This window comes from Micrococcaceae bacterium Sec5.8 (assembly GCA_039636775.1).
Lineage (GTDB): Bacteria > Actinomycetota > Actinomycetes > Actinomycetales > Micrococcaceae > Arthrobacter.
The window spans coordinates 2,624,108-2,645,188 of the sequence record CP143429.1; the positions used below are offsets into that span (position 1 = coordinate 2,624,108).

Annotated in this window: 18 protein-coding genes; 3 read left to right on the top strand and 15 right to left on the bottom strand. The window is 66.5% G+C overall.

Annotated features, from left to right (window positions below):
• Window positions 1–54 precede the first annotated feature (54 nt).
• From VUN84_12065 to argS, 15 genes are all read right to left on the bottom strand, one after another.
• Window positions 55–360, bottom strand: coding sequence for a hypothetical protein (locus tag VUN84_12065; GenBank protein ID XAS63043.1), 306 nt, complete (start codon window positions 358–360; stop codon window positions 55–57).
• 16 nt (window positions 361–376) lie between these two features.
• Complete coding sequence (locus tag VUN84_12070; GenBank protein XAS63044.1) at window positions 377–862, bottom strand: hypothetical protein; 486 nt, start codon at window positions 860–862, stop codon at window positions 377–379.
• 123 nt (window positions 863–985) lie between these two features.
• Window positions 986–2,011: a glycosyltransferase family 4 protein gene (locus VUN84_12075; GenBank protein ID XAS63045.1), complete on the bottom strand. Its 1,026-nt coding sequence runs from the start codon at window positions 2,009–2,011 to the stop codon at window positions 986–988.
• Window positions 2,008–3,882, bottom strand: a complete 1,875-nt coding sequence (locus VUN84_12080) for a nucleoside-diphosphate sugar epimerase/dehydratase (protein XAS63046.1) — start codon at window positions 3,880–3,882, stop codon at window positions 2,008–2,010. Before VUN84_12080 ends, VUN84_12075 begins: the two co-directional genes overlap by 4 nt.
• A 99-nt stretch (window positions 3,883–3,981) precedes the next feature.
• Window positions 3,982–4,935 carry a glycosyltransferase gene (locus VUN84_12085; protein ID XAS63047.1) on the bottom strand — a complete coding sequence of 318 codons (954 nt, stop codon included), beginning with the start codon at window positions 4,933–4,935 and terminating at the stop codon, window positions 3,982–3,984.
• Window positions 4,936–4,941: 6 nt separating this feature from the next.
• Window positions 4,942–5,850, bottom strand: a complete 909-nt coding sequence (locus VUN84_12090) for a glycosyltransferase (GenBank protein ID XAS63048.1) — start codon at window positions 5,848–5,850, stop codon at window positions 4,942–4,944.
• A gap of 1 nt (window position 5,851) precedes the next feature.
• The gene (locus VUN84_12095; GenBank protein XAS63049.1) at window positions 5,852–6,619 is read right to left on the bottom strand and encodes an L-threonylcarbamoyladenylate synthase; all 768 of its coding nucleotides are present in this window, start codon (window positions 6,617–6,619) and stop codon (window positions 5,852–5,854) included.
• 4 nt (window positions 6,620–6,623) lie between these two features.
• Window positions 6,624–7,526 carry a peptide chain release factor N(5)-glutamine methyltransferase gene (gene prmC, locus VUN84_12100; GenBank protein ID XAS63050.1) on the bottom strand — a complete coding sequence of 301 codons (903 nt, stop codon included), beginning with the start codon at window positions 7,524–7,526 and terminating at the stop codon, window positions 6,624–6,626.
• A gap of 17 nt (window positions 7,527–7,543) precedes the next feature.
• A complete protein-coding gene (gene prfA / locus VUN84_12105) occupies window positions 7,544–8,617 on the bottom strand; it encodes a peptide chain release factor 1 (GenBank protein ID XAS63051.1) in 1,074 nt (357 codons plus the stop codon).
• A gap of 90 nt (window positions 8,618–8,707) precedes the next feature.
• The gene (rho, locus tag VUN84_12110; GenBank protein XAS63052.1) at window positions 8,708–10,909 is read right to left on the bottom strand and encodes a transcription termination factor Rho; all 2,202 of its coding nucleotides are present in this window, start codon (window positions 10,907–10,909) and stop codon (window positions 8,708–8,710) included.
• Between the two features lie 345 nt (window positions 10,910–11,254).
• Window positions 11,255–12,241: a homoserine kinase gene (gene thrB, locus VUN84_12115; GenBank protein XAS63053.1), complete on the bottom strand. Its 987-nt coding sequence runs from the start codon at window positions 12,239–12,241 to the stop codon at window positions 11,255–11,257.
• A gap of 2 nt (window positions 12,242–12,243) precedes the next feature.
• Window positions 12,244–13,350, bottom strand: a complete 1,107-nt coding sequence (gene thrC, locus VUN84_12120) for a threonine synthase (GenBank protein ID XAS63054.1) — start codon at window positions 13,348–13,350, stop codon at window positions 12,244–12,246.
• Window positions 13,351–14,715 carry a homoserine dehydrogenase gene (locus VUN84_12125; GenBank protein ID XAS63055.1) on the bottom strand — a complete coding sequence of 455 codons (1,365 nt, stop codon included), beginning with the start codon at window positions 14,713–14,715 and terminating at the stop codon, window positions 13,351–13,353.
• Entirely contained in the window at window positions 14,716–16,206 is a 1,491-nt protein-coding gene (gene lysA / locus VUN84_12130; protein XAS63056.1) for a diaminopimelate decarboxylase, read from the bottom strand.
• 5 nt (window positions 16,207–16,211) lie between these two features.
• Window positions 16,212–17,876, bottom strand: a complete 1,665-nt coding sequence (argS, locus tag VUN84_12135) for an arginine--tRNA ligase (GenBank protein ID XAS63057.1) — start codon at window positions 17,874–17,876, stop codon at window positions 16,212–16,214.
• Window positions 17,877–18,059: 183 nt separating this feature from the next.
• Here argS and VUN84_12140 point away from each other — a divergent pair, with 183 nt between their 5' ends.
• The 3 genes from VUN84_12140 (at window position 18,060) to VUN84_12150 (ending at window position 20,983) form a co-directional block, all read left to right on the top strand.
• Window positions 18,060–18,497, top strand: a complete 438-nt coding sequence (locus VUN84_12140) for a hypothetical protein (GenBank protein ID XAS63058.1) — start codon at window positions 18,060–18,062, stop codon at window positions 18,495–18,497.
• A gap of 81 nt (window positions 18,498–18,578) precedes the next feature.
• Window positions 18,579–19,451 (top strand): FAD:protein FMN transferase, encoded by an 873-nt coding sequence (locus VUN84_12145; GenBank protein XAS63059.1) that lies wholly within the window; start codon window positions 18,579–18,581, stop codon window positions 19,449–19,451.
• Complete coding sequence (locus tag VUN84_12150) at window positions 19,448–20,983, top strand: oxidoreductase (GenBank protein XAS63060.1); 1,536 nt, start codon at window positions 19,448–19,450, stop codon at window positions 20,981–20,983. The genes VUN84_12145 and VUN84_12150 overlap by 4 nt, the downstream gene beginning before the upstream one ends.
• The last annotated feature ends 98 nt before the right edge of the window (window positions 20,984–21,081 follow it).

The window sequence follows — 21,081 nt, forward strand, 5'->3', positions numbered from 1 at the left end:
GGCGGGGAGCGCCATCATTGCTGACAGCTTTTCCCCCTGTGAAGTTATTTGGCATTACTGTTCCGCGTCCTTGGACGGGCCACCTGCAGCGCCGTCTTCACCAGCTTGGTTTCGAAGGCTGGTGAGGCCGTGCATATGAGAAAGATAGAACCCTCCCGCAGCTCCAAGCAGAGCGCCGGCGAGCACAATCCAGCGGGTTCCCCACAGATTATCCAGACCCCAGCCTATCAAACTCCAGACAAGGATTCCGCCAACGATGTAGCTGAAGACGGCAATTCCGGCGTTGTATCCGCCGTCGCGTCCATTGTCCGAAACGCCGGGTGCTCCGGCAGATTTGATCGGGGCGTCGCGCTTGTTCATGTGTCGGTCTTTGCGGCTAATCATGGGTGCCGCCTTCCGGGGTCTCGGGGTCGTTGTAGATCTGCAGCCGGGCGGTGCTGAAACCGTAGATTTCGGCAGTTTGCCAGAGGATCACGGTTACGACGGCGCCGGCCAGGAACCAGCTCCGGTCCAGCCAGTCGGGGGTCCCGATGGCGAACAGGACCACGGCGAATCCGACCACTTTGATGAAGTAGGTGGCGACGAACAGACCGACGGCACCGGAGGGGTTGTTACGTCCCGCGTAGTGGCCGATCGCAAGACTGATCGCGAAGAATGCGACCACCAGTCCCCCGCCGAAAATCCAGGAAAGTGCAGCAGCGGAACCAGTCAGGAAGGTGGCTGTGATTGCCCCCAGCAGCAAGGCGCCGCCGCTGACGGCCGAACAGATCCCCAGCAATCGCAGCCACAGGGACCGGGTGGGACCGGAGACACCGACGGGCCCGTTACCGGAAAGGGGTCCGGGATCGGCGTTGGAGGTCATGGGATCCCAATCGTCGCGGGGGGCGGGGGCTGGTCAGAAGTCGCGGCGTCAACCCGCCCCTAAATTCTACACGAGATAGAACACGCCGGGGCCCTGTCGGGGCGGTCGTCGGCGCCGCGGCTCTTAGGATACGGGCACCCTGGTGACCTTCCGCCGGCGCCGGAAACGTCCGATCAGGTCCGGAGAGGCGAGATAGAGTGCCAGCACGGCGAGGCTCCCGGCGACACACAGCACCACCTCGGGCAGAGAGGCTGTCGCGGCGATGAAGCCGAGGACGATCACTGCTGCGGTGCACCCTGCCACGGTGCCGGCGGACTGAAGGTGCGAGAAGCCGACGTCGGTCAGCCGCTGGTAGACATGCTCACGGTGGGATGCGTACCACCGTTCGCCCGCGTTGATCCGGCGGAGAAGGGTGTAGCCGGTGTCGGCCACGTAGACCAGGATGGGCGAGAGCACGTATTCCACGTAGACGCCGCTCAGGAATCCTGCCACGGCGAGGGCAGCGACCGAGGCGCCCAGCAGGTAGCTGCCCACATCGCCCAGGAAAACGGAGCCCCGGGACAGATTCCACGGCAGGAAACCCAGGAAGGCCGCGGCCAGTATGGCGCCGCCCGCGGTGAGCCACGGCTGGTCAGCCAGGGCTCCGGCGACAGCGTAGGCGGAGCCGGCGAGGATGCCATGAAGACTGGAAATGCCGTTGATGCCGTCCATGAAGTTGGCAATGTTGATGTATGCCGCAACGGCCAGCGCGGCCAGCGGCAGCCACCAGAACGACTGCCCGGTGAGGGCCACGAGGGCGGCGGAGCCGGCGGCGCCGATCCCCAGCTGCGCGGCGGCGCGCCCGCGGATGGAGAGGCCCCGCAGGTCTTCAATCCATCCGACGGCCGCGCTGGCCGCGATGATTGCCAGGACCACGCCGAAAACGGACCGGTCCACTGACACCGCTCCGAAAAGGACCGCAGCACCGTATCCGATCGCGGTGGCGACGGCCACGGCCACGCCCATGCCCCGGATGGTGGTCCGGGCGTGGGAGGATCTGGCCGACGGAACGTCGACGACGCCCATCCTGACCAGCCATGGCTTGACGGCGAACGGAAGCAGGACGCTCGCGAGCAGGGTCACGCCGGCCGTGACGATGAGTGGGGTCATGACGCGGCCCGAATGCTCTCGCCCGGTTCATCCGCTTCGTCATCGGGGATGGAGGCGATGTCGATGCCCTGTTCCGCCTCGCAGCGGGCCAGCCAGACGTCCAGGTCAAGCCCGGCGGGATCCTGTTCGTGCGCCCGCGTGTGGGAAATCTTCGGGTGCAGGGGCCGTTCGTCGAGCTCGCCGATCCCCACCAGCTCCTCATGGAGCTTCTCGCCGGGGCGTAACCCGGTGTACACGATGTCGACTTTCTTTCCGGACATCGCGATCATGCGCTGCGCGACGTCCAGAATTTTCACGGGCTCCCCCATATCCAGGATCATTACCTCGCCGCCGCGTCCGATCGCACCGGCCTGGATGACCAGCTGGCAGGCCTCCGGAATGGTCATGAAGAACCGGGTTACCTCCGGGTCCGTGACTGTCACGGGTCCGCCCACCCGGATCTGCTCGGTGAAGAGCGGCAGCATGGACCCCCGGCTGCCCATCACGTTGCCGAACCGGACGGAGACGAACCTGTGGCCGGTGTGGCCCGCCATCCAGGCGGCGAGCTTTTCAGCGACGCGTTTGGAGTGGCCGAGCGCCGTCGTCGGATTGGCTGCCTTGTCCGTGGAGATGTTCACGAAGTGTGACACGCCCGTGCGTTCTGCGGCACGCAGGACGTTCAAGGTGCCCAGGACGTTCGTCTTCCACGCTTCGAGCGGATACTGCTGCAGCAGCGGTGCGTGTTTGAGGGCTGCGGCGTGGAACACCACCTCGGGGCGGCGGTCCTCGAAAATCTCCTGGAGGGCGGCCGCGTCGCGGATGCTGGCCAGGACCGTGTCGCGGCCGGCAAGCAGTCCGCGTCCGGTGATGGAAATCTGGGTGTGTTGCAGGCCGGTTTCGTCGTGGTCGAGCATGATCAGTTCCGCCGGGGAGAACTGGACAATCTGGCGGCACAGCTCGGAACCGATGGAACCGCCGGCCCCCGTCACCAGGACGCGCTTGCCCTTAATGTAGCCCGCAATTTCATCAACTTTGATATCGACCGGGCGGCGCCCGATCAGGTCTTCGACCGCCACGTCGCGGAAATCGGAGAATCCCTGGGGCGCGCCGCCGCCGAGCATGTCCCGCAACGGGGGAAGGACCAGCACCCGGACGTTGAGCCCGGCGACCGCGTCGGAAATCCGCCGGACCACCGAGGCCTCCACATTGGCGAACGCCAGTACCAGCACGGTGGTGCGGGTGCGCCGGATGATGGCCGGAAGGTCATCACTCCGGCCCAGGACCTGGACCCCGGAGAGCCGCAGGTGCTTCTTTGCGGGGTCGTCATCGATCAGCCCGACCGGGAAATACGGCGAATCGGTGTCCTGCAGCATCCGGGTCAGCAGGGAGTTGCCGAGGAAGCCTGCACCATAGATCAGGGTGTTTTGGGCACTGTCGCCGGGACGGTTTTTGCCCTCGACGTAGAGCCGCTTGGCGTAGCGGGCCGCGCCCATGAAGAGACAGGCAAACGGGAAGGCGATGAGCCCGACGCTGCGGCCGATGCCGATGGCCTCATAGAGCACCAGGAGGCTCAGAGTGATGGAGGCGGCCACAATTACGGTGACGATGACGAGGGCCTTGGCTTCCTGGAAGCTGCCAAAGGGATACCTGCCCCGGTAGAGAGCCAGGCCGTAACCGGCCACAGCCTGCACCACGATGGCGACGGCCATGATAATGATGGCGCTGACGAGCTGCTCTTCCCGGATGCCCATTTCGTAGCGCAGCAGCAGGGCCAGGACGATCGCCACCACCCACGACATCGAGTCGAGGAAAAGCTGGATCCAAATCCAGAGCGGAGGCTTGTTCTCATCCGGTGCCGCGGCTGGTTCGCGCGCTTCAAATTTCGTAGTCAACAGAGATTGCAACCGACTTCCACTACCACGGCGGCCATGCGCCTGTTTCAAAAAATTCCCGGCGTACACTGCCGGACAGTACCCGGGTCTTCCTCGATACTAATCGCTATCGGGCTCCGACTCCGGCACCTTCGGCATGGGTTGCCAGCCGCGGTCGGCGAGGATTTCGCGCGATTCCCGCCATCCTTGCCATAGCGCGCCGGTGCCCTTGATGCTGTGTTCAACCAGTACCAGCCGCGCGATTTCCTTGAGGTAGGTCAGGGCGGTGCCGGCTCCGAAGCCGACCCGGTTGAACTTGCCGTAGAGGCGGAGGTACTGCGCCACGTGGCCCCGGTTCCGCATCACGTAGCGGCGGCTCAGGTCGGAAGAATCGTTGAGGTGGCGCACACCGAGGTCCACCTGGCGCTGGGCCCGGACCTTTTTAATGACGAAGGCATCCACATAGACCACCGGAGTTTGCTGTGCAGCCAGCCAGCCGTAAACGAGGTCGTCCCAGGTGATGAAAAACCGGGGGTCCGGCAGTCCGATGTCGCGGGCCAGGGAGGCCTTGATCAACATGCCTTCGAAATTGCCCACGTTGGTGGGGAAGACCGCAGACTTGCGGAAGACGTCCCCCGCTATGGGCAGGAAGACACCGAGCGCCTCAACAAAGTGGTGCTGCCAGAAGAACGGTTTGCCGGCGGCGTCGTAGCGGCGGCCGATGATGCAGGAGTAACTGTGGGTGAATTTCTCCAGCGCGTCGAGCGCTCCCGGGAGCACCTCAACGTCGTCGTCCATGAGCCACAACCACTCGGCGCCGGCCTCGAGGGCCAGCTCAACCCCGCGGCAGAAGCCGCCGGAGCCGCCCACATTCGTGGGGAGCCGTTCGTACTGGATCGGCAGTTCCCCGGCCTCCAGTGCCCGGGAAACAACTTGCGCGGTGTGGTCGCTGCTGGCGTTGTCCACCACCACGATCCGCTGCGGCGGTGTGGCCAACCGGCCAAAGGATTCAAGCAGGTTCTGCAGGAAATCAGCACGGTTGTAGGTGACCACGACGGCGTAAAGGTTATTCACGCCGGCCTAGCTCCTGGCTGACATAAGCTGGCCGGGCGAGCCGAAACCCTTGCCGCGGAACCCGGTGGAGTACGCCTTGAACCAGTGCGCGAGGCCCTTGAGGTCGCCGGTTTTCAGGAAGTAGTACGGGAAGCCGATAACGTCCGCACCGAACCAGCGCACGTTCCGGTACTTCCGGGTCAGGTAGCCGCGGTTGCGGAAGTAGCAATACCGTTTGAACTCGCCCTCCGGAATGACCGGAGTGATGAAGCCGCCAAAAACCGGTTTCATCTCGGTCCATGTGGCCGGATGCCGGACCGCAACGGTGGCCAGGGTGCCGTATTTGAGTCCGGCCTTCTTGACCCGCGACAGGAAGTCCACTTCGTCACCGCGGATGAAGAACTTCACGTCGGGGATGCCGATCTTGTAGAACACCTCCGTGCGGATCAGGGCGCCGTTGAAGAAGTGCACCATGTCCGGCAGGTAGCCCATCGGGGCAAGCCGTGAGCGGTCGTTGGTCAACAGCCCGTTGATGCGGAAATTGAAAGAGAGCCGGCTGGGGTCCGCCGTGGCGGCGACGAGCGGGCTCACGATATCGAGCTGGTGCTCCGCGGCGGTCTTCAGCAGCTCCGCGAGGCAGTTGGCGTCCTCGGGGTGGCCGTCATCGTCCATCATCCAGATCCACTCCGCGCCGCTGGCCATGGCGGCGAGGATCGCGTATGCGAATCCCCCGGCGCCGCCGAGGTTCGCCTCGGAGCGCAGGTAGTTGATGTTGTCCCCGGCGGCGTCGACGACCGCGGTCGCAGGGACAGTGCCGGAGTCCACCAACGCGACCGAGTGGATAGGAGCGGTCTGCTCGGCCAGTCCCTTCAGGAGCAGGGCGAGTTCCTCGGGGCGGTCGAAGGTGACTGCGGCGACGGCGACTTTGGGATGCATGTCAGTTCTCCGGGGTGTCGTCGCCGGCGGTGCGTACCGGAACCTCGACGGCGGCGGGTTCCTCGTCCACGCCGGCGGTGCTTTCCTGGGCTTCGACGGCGGCGGGTTCCTCGTCCACGCCGAGCACGTCCGGCACCACCTCACGGAGCCGGTCCAGGCTGATGGCCCCCTGGCGGACCACCCGCAGGGGCATGGCAGTAGCATCGACGATGGTGGAGGGCAGCGCGTCGGCGCCCTCCACCGGACGGAGCCCGCCCTCGAGGTAGACCTCCACGGATTCGGCGAGCTGGGCTTCGGCCTCGGCAGCTGTTTGGGCAGCCGCCTGGCCGGTGCGGTTCGCCGAGGAGACGGCGAGCGGGCCAGTCAGTGTCAGCAGGTCCTGGGCGACGTCGTCGGCCGGGAGCCGCAGGGCCACGGTGCCCTTGGTTTCGCCGAGGTCCCAGTCCAGGGACGGCTGGGCGTGCAGAATCAGCGTGAGGCCGCCGGGCCAGAAGGCCTCGGCGAGGCGACGGGCTTCGGCTGGGACATCCGTGGCGAGTCCGTCGAGGGCATTGAGCCTGGGGATGAGCACTGGCGGCGGCATCTTGCGGCTCCGGCCCTTCGACGCCAGTAGCAAGGTCACCGCGAGGGGTGAGAACGCGTCAGCGGCGATCCCGTACACGGTGTCGGTCGGCAGGACCACACATTTGTGCTCCCGGATGGCCCGCTGGGCATGTTCGAGTCCTGCAGCGCGTTGCTCAGCTGCCGTGCAATCGTAGCTAGTCGTCACTGGCCTATTCTTTCATTCCGGGGTGCGTTGGCCGGTGACCGTGAGGCAGCCGGTCGGCGAGGACGGCGCTGGTGGCCCGATCCCTGCCGTTGAGGTCGCGGTGGGTGCTAACACCGGTCCACAGACCGGTGCTCTCGAGCATGGTGGCGATCCAGCCCGACTGGACTTCGGCATGCTCCATCACGAAGTAGCCGCCGGGAACCAGCAGCCGCGCCGCGGACGCCGCCGCCGCCGTCGGAAGCTCCATCCCGTCCGCTCCCCCGCCGTACAGCGCCACGGGAGGATCATGCAGCGCCACTTCGGGTTCGTTGGGGACCGCTGCGGCGGGGATGTAGGGCGGGTTGGAAACGACCACGTCAAACGTTCCGTCGTGCTCCGGCAGGGCATCGCGCAGATCACCGAGGATGAGGTGCACGCCAAGAGGCAGCAGGTTCTTTGCCGCCCAGGCATGCGCGAACTCACTGTATTCGACGGCGTGGACCTCCGCGCCGGGAATCTCATGGGCGATGGAACCGGCAATGGCCCCGGACCCGGTGCCGAGATCCACCACCTTCGGATGCGCGCGGCCCTGCAGTTTGTCAATCACCAGCTGCACCACGGATTCCGTTTCGGGGCGGGGAATGAATACTCCCGGTCCGACCGCCAGTTCCAAATAACGGAAATAGGCGACGCCGGTGATGTGCTGCAGCGGGATGCGCCTGGCCCGCTCGGCAATGAGTTCCCGGTAGCCCCCGGGCGCAGGCGTGTCCCCCAGCATCAGGGCGCGCAGCCGGCCCAGCCCGACACCGAGCAGGTGCTCGGCCAGGAGTTCGGCGTCCGCCCGCGGGCTGGGAACACCCGCTTCGGCCAGGACCACCGTGGCCTCGCGGACGGCGTCGGCAAGGCTGGTCCCGGTTCCTTCAGTCATCACGGCGCGGGCCCGGGCTAGTCGCCGATGGCGTCGAGGCGGGCCTGTTCGTCCATCTCGATGGCCGATTGGATGACCGGCTCCAGGTCGCCGTTCATGACCTGGTCAAGGTTGTAGGCCTTGTAGCCGGTGCGGTGGTCGGCGATCCGGTTTTCCGGGTAGTTGTATGTGCGGATGCGCTCGGAGCGGTCCATGGTGCGGATCTGCGACTTGCGCTGGGCAGAGTTTTCGGCGTCGATCTGTTCCTGCTGGTGTGCCAGAATCCGGGCCCGGAGGACGCGCATGCCGGCTTCCCGGTTCTGCAGCTGGGACTTTTCGTTCTGCATGGCCACCACGATCCCGGTGGGAAGGTGGGTGATCCGAACAGCGGAGTCGGTGGTGTTCACGGACTGGCCGCCGGGGCCGGAGGAACGGTAGACGTCGATCTTGAGATCGTTCTGGTTGATCTCAAGCTCTTCGGGCTCGTCCACTTCCGGCAGCACCAGCACACCGGCGGCGGAGGTGTGGATGCGGCCCTGGGATTCCGTCACGGGCACCCGCTGCACGCGGTGCACGCCGCCTTCGAACTTGAGCCGGGCGTAGACGCCCTCGGCCGGATCGTTTGAGTTGCCCTTGATGGCCACCTGGACGTCCTTGTAGCCGCCGAGGTCCGATTCGTTGGCAGAAATCATCTCAGTCTTCCAGCCGCGGGATTCCGCATACCGGGTGTACATCCGCAGCAGGTCAGCCGCGAACAAGGCAGCCTCGTCGCCGCCTTCGCCGCCCTTGACCTCGAGGATCACGTTGCGGGCGTCGTCCGGGTCGCGCGGAATCAGCAGCCGGCGGAGCCGGGCCGCGGCCTTCTCCAGGGCAGCCTCCAGCACGGGAACCTCAGCAGCAAACTCGGGGTCCTCATCCGCCATTTCCTTCGCTGCCGCCAGGTCGTCCTCAATGCCGTGCCAGGCGTGGTACGCCTCGACAATGCCGTTCAACTGCGCAGAACGCCGGCCCAGCTTCCGGGCAATCTTCTGGTCAGCATAAACAGCCGGATCCCCAAGCTGCGCCTGGATGGCATCATGCTCATCCAACAGGCCCTGTACGGACTCAAACATTTTCAAAACCTCTTTCGACTTTTCTCAAGTCTAATGACGCACGAAAGGGCGGGGCCGGCAAAATATGCGACGGCCCCGCCCCTAACTCAGCTATTTGTCGTTATCGGACTTCGCGCCAAGCGTCGTCTTCTGCACCTGCATGAGGAACTCGACGTTGCTCTGGGTCTCCCGGATCTTGTTGGTCAGCAGCTCAAGGCTCTGCTGCGTTTCGAGTCCGGAAAGGACGCGGCGCAGCTTCCACATGATCTTGACTTCCTCGGGCGAGAGCAGGTTCTCCTCCCGGCGCGTTCCGGACGCGTTGACGTCCACGGCCGGGAAGATCCGCTTGTCCGCGAGCTGGCGGGACAGGCGCAGTTCCATGTTGCCGGTGCCCTTGAACTCTTCGAAGATGACCTCGTCCATCTTCGACCCGGTCTCCACGAGGGCGGTCGCCAGGATGGTGAGCGAGCCGCCGTTTTCGATGTTGCGGGCTGCACCGAAGAAGCGCTTCGGCGGGTAGAGCGCCGCGGAGTCGACGCCACCGGACAGGATACGGCCGGAGGCCGGTGCTGCCAGGTTGTAGGCACGGCCCAGACGGGTCATCGAGTCCAGCAGGACCACAACGTCCATGCCCATTTCCACGAGGCGCTTGGCGCGTTCGATGGAGAGTTCAGCCACGGTGGTGTGGTCATCGGCGGGCCGGTCGAAGGTGGAGGCAATGACCTCGCCCTTGACGGTGCGCTGCATGTCCGTGACTTCTTCGGGGCGTTCGTCAACAAGCACCATCATGAGGTGTACCTCAGGATTGTTGGTGGTGATGGCGTTGGCGATGGACTGCAGAATGAGCGTCTTGCCGGCCTTGGGCGGGGACACGATCAGGCCGCGCTGGCCCTTGCCGATCGGGGCGACCAGGTCGATGACGCGGGGGCCGATCTTCTTGGGATCGGTCTCGAGGCGCAGGCGCTCGGAGGGGTACAGCGGGACGAGCTTTGCGAATTCAACGCGGTCCTTGAGTTCCTCGGGGGTCTTGCCGTTGACCGAGGTGACACGGACCAGGGCGTTGAACTTCTGCCGCGCGGTCTGCTGCTGCTGGTTGGCCTGCTGGGACTCACCTTCCCGGGGGGCGCGGATGGCGCCGACGACGGCGTCGCCCTTGCGCAGGTTGTACTTCTTGACCTGGGCGAGGGACACGTACACGTCATTCGGACCCGGCAGGTAGCCGGAGGTGCGGATAAACGCATAGTTTTCCAGCACGTCAAGGATGCCCGCGACGGGCAGCAGGACGTCGTCCTCGGTGACCTCGACGTCGTCGACGTCCGGTCCCTGGACCCGTCCGCGACGGCGGTCGTTGCGGTCGCGGAAGCGGTCGTTGCGCGGGTTGTTGTCGCGGCTGTCCTGGCCGCCGGAGCGGTCCGGACGGTCATTGCGGTCGTTGCGGTCGCGCCGGTTCCGTCGGTTCCGGCGGCTCCCGCCGTCGTTGTCATCGTTGTCGCGGCTGTTGTCGCGGGCGCCGGCGTTGTTCTCGCGGGCGCCGGCGTTCTCGTCGCGGCCGGCCCGGGTGCGGGTGTTCTCGCGGCGCTGGCCGTCGTCGCTGCCCTGTTCAGGCTGGCGCTGTTCAGGCTGGCGCTGTTCAGGCTGGCGCTGTTCTGGCTGGCGTTGTTCAGTGCGCTGGTCGGACTGGCGCTGTTCGGCCGGGGCCTCGACAGCCGGTGCGGCCTGGCCTGCGGACTGCGCCGTGCCCTGGCCTGCGGACTGCTCTGCGGCTTCGCTGCGGCGGCGGTTGCGGGTGCGGGGCTGGCGGGTGCGTTCGCCGTTCTCCGCCGGGGCGGCGGAACCTGCTTCGGCAGTGCCGGAGTGGGACGTCCCGGACTCGGCGGGAGCCGCCGGAGCCTCGGCTGCTGCCGGGGACTCGGAAGCGGGGGGCGTGATGACGCCGTCGCTGCCGGCACGGCGGCTGCGGCCGCGTCCACGGGCACGCGGGTTTTCCTGGGCCGGGGCTTCGGAGTCAGTGGCAGCAGGTGCAGCGGCCGGGGCCGCGGACTGGGAGACTGTGCCGTTGTCGGTAGCCTTCTCAGCGCCGCGGGCCGGAGCCTTGCTCACGGGAGTACCGGCACGGTGGGCGGAGATGGCAGAGACAAGATCGCCCTTCCGCATCCGGGAACCGCCGGAGATCCCCAGCTGGCTGGCAAGAGCCTGGAGCTGGGCGAGCTTGAGGCCAGCGAGGCCGCTGCTCTTGGCGGGTGCTGCCGTAGACGATCCGGCAGCAGAAGATGATGTTTCCACAGCTGAAGACAGCTCAGTGGTTTCGGTCACGAAGGATCCTTCCCCCTCGACGGCGCCCAGGCTAGGAGCTGGACGCGATGATTTGATCTGGGTTGCAGTTCAGATTTGCAACCGGGATTTCGGCCTTGCCGGATGGATATTGGCCAGCACGGCCGGATGTAAATTCACCTGGCGCGCTCCAAAAAAGAGATTAAGGAACGGCGGGCTGACGTTTCAGGGGAGCAGACATTGTTGCTGCGGAATCCTGCGTCAGACCGAAAGCAGGTGGCACCGAAAAATATTGCGCAGAGAAAGATGAGAGCGGCAACTAGGCCAACATCGCGGTCTTTTGGAACAGCAACTACTTTATTGCCTGCGTGATTACTGCCTGCGTGATTACCGCCGGTGCACTTCCACTTTAGCACCTTCAATGTCTACGGCCAGCTTCATCACACGCCAGCGCACGTCGGGCGTGTTGCCCGCTGTGAAGGCCCGGATGAACTCGGCGGCCGCGTCCGCCCGGGCTTCTCCGTTGGCCAGGACCAGCACGGTGGGGCCGGCACCGGAGACAACGGCGGCGAAGCCGGCCCCCCGCAGGGCCGCGATGAGGTCAGCGCTCGGACGCATGGCTGCCGCCCGGTAGCTTTGGTGCAGGTAATCCTCGGTGCCGGCCTGGAGGAGTTCCGGCTTCTGCGTCAGCGCGTGGATCAGCAGGGCCGCCCGCCCGGAGTTCATGGCCGCCGCATGATGGCCCACCGAGGCGGGCAGCAGGGCCCGGGCGGCTTCCGTGGACAGTTCGAAATCCGGCACGGCAACAACGGGAATCACCGTGGCAGCGACAGTTGCGCACGTGCTCCTGTACTGGTCACTGTCCTGCCATGACAGCGCCAGCCCACCGAAAATCGCGGGTGCGACGTTGTCCGGATGCCCTTCCATTTCGCTCGTGAGCTGCAGGATCCAGTCCTTGCCCCGGCGCGAGCCGTCAGGGACCAGTGCGTTGGCAGCGGTCACTGCGGCCACGACGGCGCTGGCCGAGGAGCCCAGTCCACGGCCGTGGGGGTTGACGTTTTCTGCCGTGATTTTCAGGCCGCCGTGCCGAAAGCCCAAGCGGTGGAGCGCCTTGGTGATGGCCTTGACCACAAGGTGGCTGGCGTCGCGGGGCAGGGAATCCGCGCCTTCCCCGCTGAGCTCGAATTCCAGCTCGCCGCTGTCCAGGGTTTCCACAGTCAGGGTGTCGAACAGGGTGAGCGCCAGGCCGAGGCTGTCGTAGCCGGGGCCAAGGTTCGCGCTGGTGGCCGGCACACGGACGGTTACGCGTTGCCCGGACAGAACCGCCGGCGCGTCGGCGGCGGACTCGGCCGGGACGGTGAGGGTGGTTTCCACGGCTACTTCTCTTCCAGTCCTAAGGCCGTGGCCACTGTGACCACGTCGTTCGAGACCTTGACGGGCTGCACTTCGCTGCCGTCCTCGGTACGGAGCGCCCACTGCGGGTCCTTGAGGCCGTGCCCGGTGACCGTGATGACGATTGTTTTGCCGGCCGGAACCTCGCCGGCCGCGTGCTTCTTGATCAGACCGGCAACCCCGGCGGCCGAGCCGGGCTCAACAAAGACCCCTTCGCGGGCGGACAGCCAGCGGTGGGCGGACAGTATTTCCTCATCGGTGACCGCTTCGATCACGCCGCCGGACTCGTCGCGCGCTGCGATCGCGGTGTCCCAGGACGCGGGATTCCCGATCCGAATGGCCGTCGCGATCGTGTCGGGCTCTGTGATGGGGTGGCCGGCGACGAACGGTGCGGCGCCGGCGGCCTGGAAGCCCCACATCACCGGAGTCTTCGTGGCGACCGCGGGCAGGGTGCCGGCCGTTGCAGACTCAAAGGGTGCACTGTATTCCTTGTAGCCCTTCCAGTACGCGGTGATGTTGCCGGCGTTGCCAACCGGCAGCACATGGAAGTCCGGAGCGTCGCCGAGCGCATCGACCACTTCGAAGGCGCCGGTCTTTTGGCCCTCAATCCGCGCCGGGTTGACCGAGTTCACCAGGAACACCGGGTAGGACTCGCCCAGTTTCCGGGCGATGTCCAGGCAGTTGTCGAAGTTGCCGTCCACCTGCAAAAGCGTCGCACCGTGCGCGATCGCCTGGCTGAGCTTGCCCATCGAGATTTTGCCTTCAGGCACCAGCACAACGCATTTCAGCCCGGCGGCGGTGGCGTACGCGGCGGCGGAAGCGGAGGTGTTGCCCGTGGAGGCGCACACCACGGCCTCGGCGCCGGCCGCAACGGCGGCCGTCATGGCCATGGTCATACCGCGGTCCTTGAAGGAGCCTGTCGGGTTCATGCCTTCGACTTTGAGGTACACCGTGCTGCCGGTCAGCGCGGAGAGCTGCTGCGCGTGGACCAGCGGCGTGCCGCCCTCGCCCAGGGTGATGATTTTCGTTGCCTCGGTGACGGGCAGACGGTCGGCGTATTCGCGGATAACGCCGCGCCATTGGTGAGCCACTTAGACTCCTTCTACCCGGAGTACGGATGTGACGGAATTGATAACGTCCAGGCCCTTGACGGCCTCGACGGTCGCTGCCAGTGCAGCCTCGCTAGCGCGGTGCGTGACGATCCGCAGCTCCGCCGATTCGACAGTGGAACCAGCATCGCGGTGGATCGTTTGCCGCATGATTTCGATGGAGACGCCGTGCTCGGCGAAGAGCCGGGCGATCGTGGCGAGGACCCCGGGCTGGTCAGCGACGTCCAGGCCGATGTAGTAGCTGGTGACCGCGGCGGTGATGGGCAGGGCTGGGACCTGGCCCGTGGTGGTCTCGGCGCGGCCGGGCCCACCCAGGACAATGCTGCGGGCGGCGGAGACGAGGTCGCCCATCACGGCGGATGCGGTCGGTTTGCCGCCCGCACCCTGGCCATAGAACATCAGTTCCCCCGCGTTTTCCGCTTCAATGAAGACGGCGTTGAAGGCGCCGCGCACCGCTGCCAACGGGTGCTCGCGCGGCAGCAGCGTCGGGTGCACCCGGACGGACACACCGGTGCCGGCGTCTGTTTCCGTGCCTGTTTCCGTGCCTGTTTTGGTGCCTGTTTTTGTGCCTGTGGCGGTGAGCTTCTCTGCGATCGCCAAGAGCTTGATGACGAAGCCTGCGTCCTTTGCCGCGGCGATATCGGCGGCGGTGACGGCACTGATGCCCTCGCAGTACACATCGTCCAGCGAGAAACGGGTGTGGAAGGACAGCGATGCGAGAATCGCGGCTTTTGAGGCGGCGTCGTAGCCCTCGACGTCGGCGGTGGGGTCAGCTTCGGCGTACCCCAGGCGCTGGGCCTCGGCCAGGGCGTCGGCGAACTGCGCCCCGGTAGAGTCCATCTGGTCCAGGATGAAGTTGGTGGTGCCGTTGACGATGCCGAGCACGCGGGTGATCCGGTCGCCGGAGAGGCTGTCCCGGATGGGCCGCAGGATGGGAATCGCCCCGGCGACGGCAGCCTCGTAGGACAACTGCACTCCGGCGCGGTCAGCTTCCTCGTGCAGAATGGGGCCGTCCTTGGCTACGAGTGCCTTATTGCCGGTCACGACGCAGGCGCCATTGCGCATGGCCGTCAGGATCAGCGTCCGGGCCGGTTCAATACCGCCCATCAGCTCGATCACCAGGTCGGCGTCCTTGAGAAGGGTCTCGGCGTCGGTGGTGAAGAGCGCGCGCGGCAGATCCACCTCGCGGGGGGCCTCAAGGTTGCGCACGGCGATACCGGCCAGCTCCAGGCGGGCTCCGGCACGGGACGCCAGCATGTCGGCGTCATCAAGGAGAATCCGCGCAACCTGGGCCCCGACGTTGCCACAGCCCAGCAGGGCCACCTTCAGGGTTCGCAATTCGGTCATTCAGACTCCCATGTCGCGGTTGAGCAGATCTTCTTCGGTTTCCCCGCGGACAATCAGCCGGGCAGATCCGTCACGCACAGCAACAACGCCCGGCCGGGCGAGATAGTTGTAGTTGCTGGACAAGGCCCAGCAGTAGGCGCCGGTCCCCGGTACAGCGAGCAGATCACCGGCTGCCACGTCCTCGGGCAGATATACATCTCTAACAACTATGTCGCCGCTCTCGCAATGTTTGCCCACCACGCGGGACAGCTGCGGTGCCGCGTCGGAGATCCGTGAAGCCAGGATCGCCGAGTAATCCGCGTCGTACAGCACCGGACGCGGGTTATCGCTCATTCCGCCGTCCACCGACACATACCGCCGCGGGTACGTAACGTTTTCGCCGGGTTCGCCGGAGGATCCGTCCGCGGCGGCGGGGGCATCGACCCGGACCGTCTTCAGGGTCCCCACCTCGTAAAGCGTGAAGGTGGTACTGCCGACAATCGCTCGGCCCGGTTCGATCGAAATCCGTGGGGCCGAAATGCCCAGTTCGGCGCATTTGGAGCGCACGACGGCGGCCATCGCCTGCGCGATTTCGGCGGCCGGGCGAGGGGTGTCCACGGGGGTGTAGGCAATGCCGTAGCCGCCGCCGAGGTCCAGCTCGGGAAGCACGATGGAGTACTTGGTCTGCATTGCGGCGAGGAAGTCCAGCAGCTTTTCCGCGGCGAGGGCGAAGCCGTCGGGTTCGAAAATCTGGGAGCCAATGTGGCAGTGCAAACCCAGCAGGTCGATGCCGGGGTAGCCGGAGGCCGCGGCCACGGCTTCCTCGGCCGCAGAGAGCCCCGCCTGCTCGGTGGAGTCCGCTGCCATGGACAGGCCGAACTTCTGGTCCTCGTGGGCGGTGGCAATGAACTCGTGCGTGTGGGCGTGCACGCCGGGGGTCAGCCGCAGCATGACCTTGGCGGTTTCGCCGCGCGCGCCGGCGATCCTGGCGACGCGTTCGAGTTCGGCGAGGCTGTCCACCACGATCCGGCCCAGTTTCAGGTCCAGGGCCCGGTGGATCTCGCCGTCGGATTTGTTGTTGCCGTGCAGAGCCACGTCGGCGCCGGGGATGCCGGCGCGGGACGCGACCGCGAGTTCACCTCCGGAGGCTGTGTCCAGGCGCAGCCCTTCTTCCTCGACCCAGCGCACCACGGCGGTGCAGAGGAAGGACTTGCCGGCGTAGTACACGTCCACTCCCCCGCAGATGTCGGCGAAGGCGTCATTGAAAGCGTCCGAAAAGGCGCGGGCGCGGGCGCGGAAGTCGTTCTCGCTCAGCACAAACAGCGGCGTGCCGAACTGGCGCTGCAGTTCGCTGACAGCCAGCCCGTCGATGGTGAGTTCGCCGGCGTCGTTCCGGGACACGCCACCGGCCCACATCGGCTGGTGCAGGGCGTTGAGGTCGGCGGGGACGGCCAGCCAGTCCGGAGCCAGCGGGGACGCTGCGCCGGAGCGTGGGGACGGGTTCGTGGTCATGGCGGTTACATCCGTTCCGGCGCCGAGACGCCCAGCAGTTCCAGGCCGTTGCCCAGCACCTGGCTGGTGGCGTCGTTGAGCCACAGCCGGGTGCGGTTGAGGTCGGTGATCGGTTCGTCGCCCAGCGGCGCGACACGGCAGGCGTCGTACCAGCGGTGGTAGGCCCCGGCGATGACCTCCAGGTGGCGGGCCACGCGGTGCGGCTCCCGCAGTTCCGCGGCGCGGGCCACAATTGACGGGTAGCTGCCGAGGTAGGAGAGCAGTTCATTCTCGGTGGGGTGTTCCAGCAACGAGGCCTCGAAGCTGTCTTTGCCGTGCACCCGGCGCTCCACTCCTGCGGCCATCGCGTTGCGGGCCGTGCCGCGGGAGCGGGCGTGGGCGTACTGGACATAAAACACCGGGTTCTCGTTGCTGTGCTTCTTCAGCAGTTCCGGGTCCAGGGTCAACGGCGAATCGGCCGGGAACCGTGCCAGCGAGTAGCGGACCGCGTCTTTGCCCAGCCAGGAGATGAGGTCCTTGAGTTCGATGATGTTGCCGGCACGCTTGGAGAGCTTGGCGCCGTTGACGGAGACCAACTGGCCGATCAGGACCTCGATGTTGACCTCGGGGTCGTCGCCGGCGGCGGCCGCAATGGCCTTGAGCCGGTTGATGTAGCCATGATGGTCGGCGCCGAGCAGGTAGATTTTTTCGGTGAAACCCCGGTCCTTCTTGGACAGGTAGTAGGCGGCGTCGGCGGCGAAGTAGGTGGGTTCGCCGTTTGCGCGGATCAGCACGCGGTCCTTGTCGTCACCGAAGTCGGTGGTGCGCAACCAGACCGCACCGCCGTCGTCGTAGACGTGGCCCTGCTCCCGGAGCCGGGCCACGGCGTCCTCGATCGCGCCGGCGTCGTGGAGTTCCTGCTCGGAGAAGTAGACATCAAACGCGACGCCGAACTCGGCCAGGGTCCGCTTGATGTCGTGCAGCTGGGCTTTGTAGGCAGCACCGCGGATCACCGGCAGCGCTGCGACGTCGGTCAGTTCGCGGATATCAGGGTGCTGGGTGAGCACCTCGTGGCCCAAATCCGCAATGTACTCCCCGGGGTATCCGCCCTCGGGTACACCGCGGCCGTGCAGCCGGGAGAGCACGGAGTTGGCAAAGACGTTCATCTGCGACCCGGCGTCATTGACGTAGTACTCGGCCGTCACGTCCGCGCCGGAGGCCCGGAGTACCCGGGCGATAGCATCGCCGAGGGCAGCCCAGCGGGTGTGGCCAATGTGCAGCGGGCCGGTGGGGTTGGCGGAGACGAATTCCATGTTGACCGTATGGCCCGCGAGCGCGGTGTTGGTGCCGTAGGCAGCACCTGCTTCGACGATGGCCTTGGCCAGGGCGCCGGCGGCTGCGGCGTCCACGGTGATGTTCAGGAACCCTGGTCCGGCAATGTCGACGGCGGACACCCCGTCGATGGACGTCAGGCGGGCACTGAGGACGGAGGCGAACTCCCGGGGGTTGGTGCCTGCGGTCTTGGCCAACTGCAGCGCGATGTTGGTGGCCCAGTCGCCGTGGTCCCGGTTTTTCGGACGCTCCACCCGCACATCATCGGGGACGTCGGCGGCGGAAAGCCCGATCTCACCGGCGGCGACGGCATCTTTCAGGCAGGCTGATATGGCGAGGGAGAGTTCTTCAGGGGTCACTTCTCCAGCCTACCGGTGGCCCGCAGTGTGGCGGAATTTGGCGGTTAAGCTGACAGCCGGGTCACAGGGTGAACCACTACGCTGATGTGGACGTTGTGATAGGAGAACCGGTGCGGCCCCACGCCTGCGGGTTCAGTTACCAGCCACTTCCCCCGATTCCCGCTAGAGAAATTGAGCCCCCGCATGAACACCTCCCTCCGTAAAAGCCTCGTGGTCGGCGTCGCCGGACTGTCCTTGGCCGGTTCCGCCGCGGGCTGCGCGCCCGGGCAGGCTGCCGAGTCCCCGGCGACGGGCGCCGCACCGTCTGCCGCTGCGGGTTCTGCCGCCTACAAGGACGGAACCTACAGCGCGGACGGCAACTACGTCTCCCCAAACGGCCAGGAGACTGTGGGCGTGACCATGACGCTCGCCGGCGGGGCGGTGTCCGACGTCCAGATCACCCCGCACCCGTCCAATCCCAACACCAAGAAATTCCAGGGCGAATTCGCGGGCGGCATCAAATCCCAGATCGCCGGCAAGAAGCTCGACGAGATCAAGGTCTCCAAAGTGGCTGGCTCCTCCTTGACCAGCGGCGGCTTTAACCAGGCTGTCGAGAGGATCAAGTCCGATGCCCGGTCATGACCGCACCGGCACGAACGCCCGGCCGTGACCAGCCGGTCAGACACGCCACATCGTGACCGACCAGTAGCGGCAGGAGGAACCGTGGCGCATCCGGGTTGGACGGACTTCAGTTTCGAGGGGATCGGCACCCGGTGGGTGGTCTCAACGCCGTCTCCGCTCTCCGGCGCGCTCCGCCGACGGTTGCTCGCCATCGTGGCCGGGTACGACACCGCCTGGTCCCGGTTCCGGCCGGACTCCCTGATCGCCGGCGCCGCACGGAAGCCGGGCCGGTACGTCCTGCCGGCCGGTGCCGCCGAGCTGGGCGTGCTCTACACCACTTTGTACCGGATCACCGGCGGGGCCATGACCCCGCTGATTGGCGGCAGCCTGGAACAGCTCGGCTACGACGCAAACTATTCACTCCGCGCTGGCGGGCCCGCGCTGCCTGCCCCGGCCTGGCCCGAGGTGCTCGACTGGCAGGGGACGGTACTGACCACCTGCGCCCCGGTGGTGATCGACGTCGGGGCGGCGGGCAAAGGGCAGCTCGCGGACCTGCTCTCCGCCGAACTGCGCGCGGCGGGGGTACCGGAGCAGTTCATCGACGCGGGCGGGGACTTGCTCAACGCTGGATCCGCGCCGGTCGACGTCGGACTGGAACACCCCTACGATCCGTCCCGGGCGATCGGCATCGTCAGCCTCGGGACCGGCGCCCTGTGCGCGTCCGCTGCCAACCGCCGCGCCTGGGGGGACGGGCTGCACCACGTGCTGGACGGCACCACCGGGGCGCCGGTGCGCACGGTCGTTGCCAGCTGGGCGATGGCGCCCAGCGCCATGGTGGCCGATGCCCTGGCGACTGCCCTGTTTTTCGTCGAGGGATCCCGTTTGCAGGAGGACTTCGACGTCTCCTGGCTGACGGTGTACTCGGACGGCCACGCCGAGTACTCGGCCGATTTTGAAGGGGTATTGTTTCCATGACCGCAACCGTCTCCACTCCCATCAGCTCGCGGCTGGACACGGCGCTGGGCCGGCTGACGATGTACCGGCTGGTCCTCTGGGTCCTCGCGGTACTGGCCGGCTACAGCCTGTTGCTGGAGGTTCTCGGCTGGCTGACATTCGGGCTTCCGGAGATGATCGCCCATCTGGCGCTCTGCCTTGGCCTGACGTACGCCTCCAACCGGGTGCTCGCCGCGATGTTCTCTGTGGCCCCGCACTCGGAGTCCGCACTGATCACCGGTCTGCTGCTGTTTTTCCTGTTCTGGCCGACGCAGTTCTCAGCGGGACTGCAGTACCTGGACCTGGCCGGCGTCGCCCTCGCCTGCGTGCTCGCGTCGGCGACCAAATACGCCCTGGCCTGGCGGGGCCGGCACATCTTCAATCCGGCGGCGGCCGGGGCGTTCATCACCGGGCTGACGGGCCTCAACATCGCCACGTGGTGGGCGGCCACCCCCGCCATGCTCTGGCTGGTACTGCCGGGGGTCCTGCTGGTCCTCTACCGCGTCCGTAAGCTGCTGATGGCGTCCGTGTTCATGCTCGTGGCGGTCTCGATCATCGCCGCGGAACTGCTGCGCACCGGCATGGGGCCGGGTGAGGCACTGTGGCAGACCCTGGCCCAGCGCCCGGTACTCTTTTTCGTCGGTTTCATGCTCACCGAGCCGCTCACGCTGCCGCCGCGCCGGTGGCAGCAGCTGGCACTGGCTGCCGTCGTGGGGGTGCTGTTCGCCATACCGTACAACCTGGGCGTCGTCGCGAACTCCCCCGAACTCGCGCTGCTCGTGGGAAACGCGCTCGCTTTCGCAGCCGGTCAGCGTGGCCGCGTCCTGCTGCGCTTCCGGGGAACCCGTCCGTTGACGCCGACGACGACGGAGTTCGCCTTCGAACCGGTCCGACCGCTGCGTTTCGCGCCGGGACAGTACATTGAGCTGAACCTGCCGCACACGAAGGCCGACCGCAAGGGCCGCCGCCGGGTGTTCAGCCTTGCCAGCCCACCAGGTTCGGCCGAGGTCAGGATCGGCGTGGGTACGGCTGCGCCGCTGTCCACGGCGAAGCAATCGCTCCTCGCCCTGGCGCCCGGGGACGAGCTGACGGCCACAGCGGTGGGCGGCGACTTCATCCTGCCGCGGACACCGGGCGCCCGGGTCCTCCTCATCGCGGCCGGCATCGGTATCACCCCGTATCTGGCCCAGCTGTCGGGCGGTCCCGCCGAAGACCGGGACGTGGTCCTGCTGTACCTGGCCCGGAGTTCCGCCGAACTCGCGTACGCTCCGGAAATCGAACGCACCGGCGTCCGCGTCCTGGCCCGGCTCGCCGACGGCTCAGCTCCGCCGGCGTTTATGGAGGATGCAGGCGCTGCCCGGATCGACGGCGCGTCTCTGAAGGCTCTCGTGCCCGACATCGCGGACCGGGAGGTCTACGTGTCGGGGTCCCCGGCGAGCGTGCGATCCCTCCGTTCCGCCGCCCGCGGCGCCGGGGCACGTCGGATCCATGTGGATTCCTTCGCCGGGTACTAAGTGTTCCCCAGCTACCGGACGCCCTGCGTTTTCCGCCTGCTTCACGCCCCGATTTTTCCTTCCAGCCCACCTTCCTGCTAAGCTCTAGGACGTCCCGC

What these genes read in the sequence shown, in the direction of transcription:
- VUN84_12065 (XAS63043.1), bottom strand. Translation starts at nt 360, where the DNA reads ATGAACAAGCGCGACGCCCCGATCAAATCTGCCGGAGCACCCGGCGTT.
- VUN84_12070 (XAS63044.1), bottom strand. Translation starts at nt 862, where the DNA reads ATGACCTCCAACGCCGATCCCGGACCCCTTTCCGGTAACGGGCCCGTC.
- VUN84_12075 (XAS63045.1), bottom strand. Translation starts at nt 2,011, where the DNA reads ATGACCCCACTCATCGTCACGGCCGGCGTGACCCTGCTCGCGAGCGTC.
- VUN84_12090 (XAS63048.1), bottom strand. Translation starts at nt 5,850, where the DNA reads ATGCATCCCAAAGTCGCCGTCGCCGCAGTCACCTTCGACCGCCCCGAG.
- prmC (XAS63050.1), bottom strand. Translation starts at nt 7,526, where the DNA reads ATGACTGAAGGAACCGGGACCAGCCTTGCCGACGCCGTCCGCGAGGCC.
- prfA (XAS63051.1), bottom strand. Translation starts at nt 8,617, where the DNA reads ATGTTTGAGTCCGTACAGGGCCTGTTGGATGAGCATGATGCCATCCAG.
- VUN84_12125 (XAS63055.1), bottom strand. Translation starts at nt 14,715, where the DNA reads ATGACCGAATTGCGAACCCTGAAGGTGGCCCTGCTGGGCTGTGGCAAC.
- lysA (XAS63056.1), bottom strand. Translation starts at nt 16,206, where the DNA reads ATGACCACGAACCCGTCCCCACGCTCCGGCGCAGCGTCCCCGCTGGCT.
- VUN84_12140 (XAS63058.1), top strand. Translation starts at nt 18,060, where the DNA reads ATGAACACCTCCCTCCGTAAAAGCCTCGTGGTCGGCGTCGCCGGACTG.
- VUN84_12150 (XAS63060.1), top strand. Translation starts at nt 19,448, where the DNA reads ATGACCGCAACCGTCTCCACTCCCATCAGCTCGCGGCTGGACACGGCG.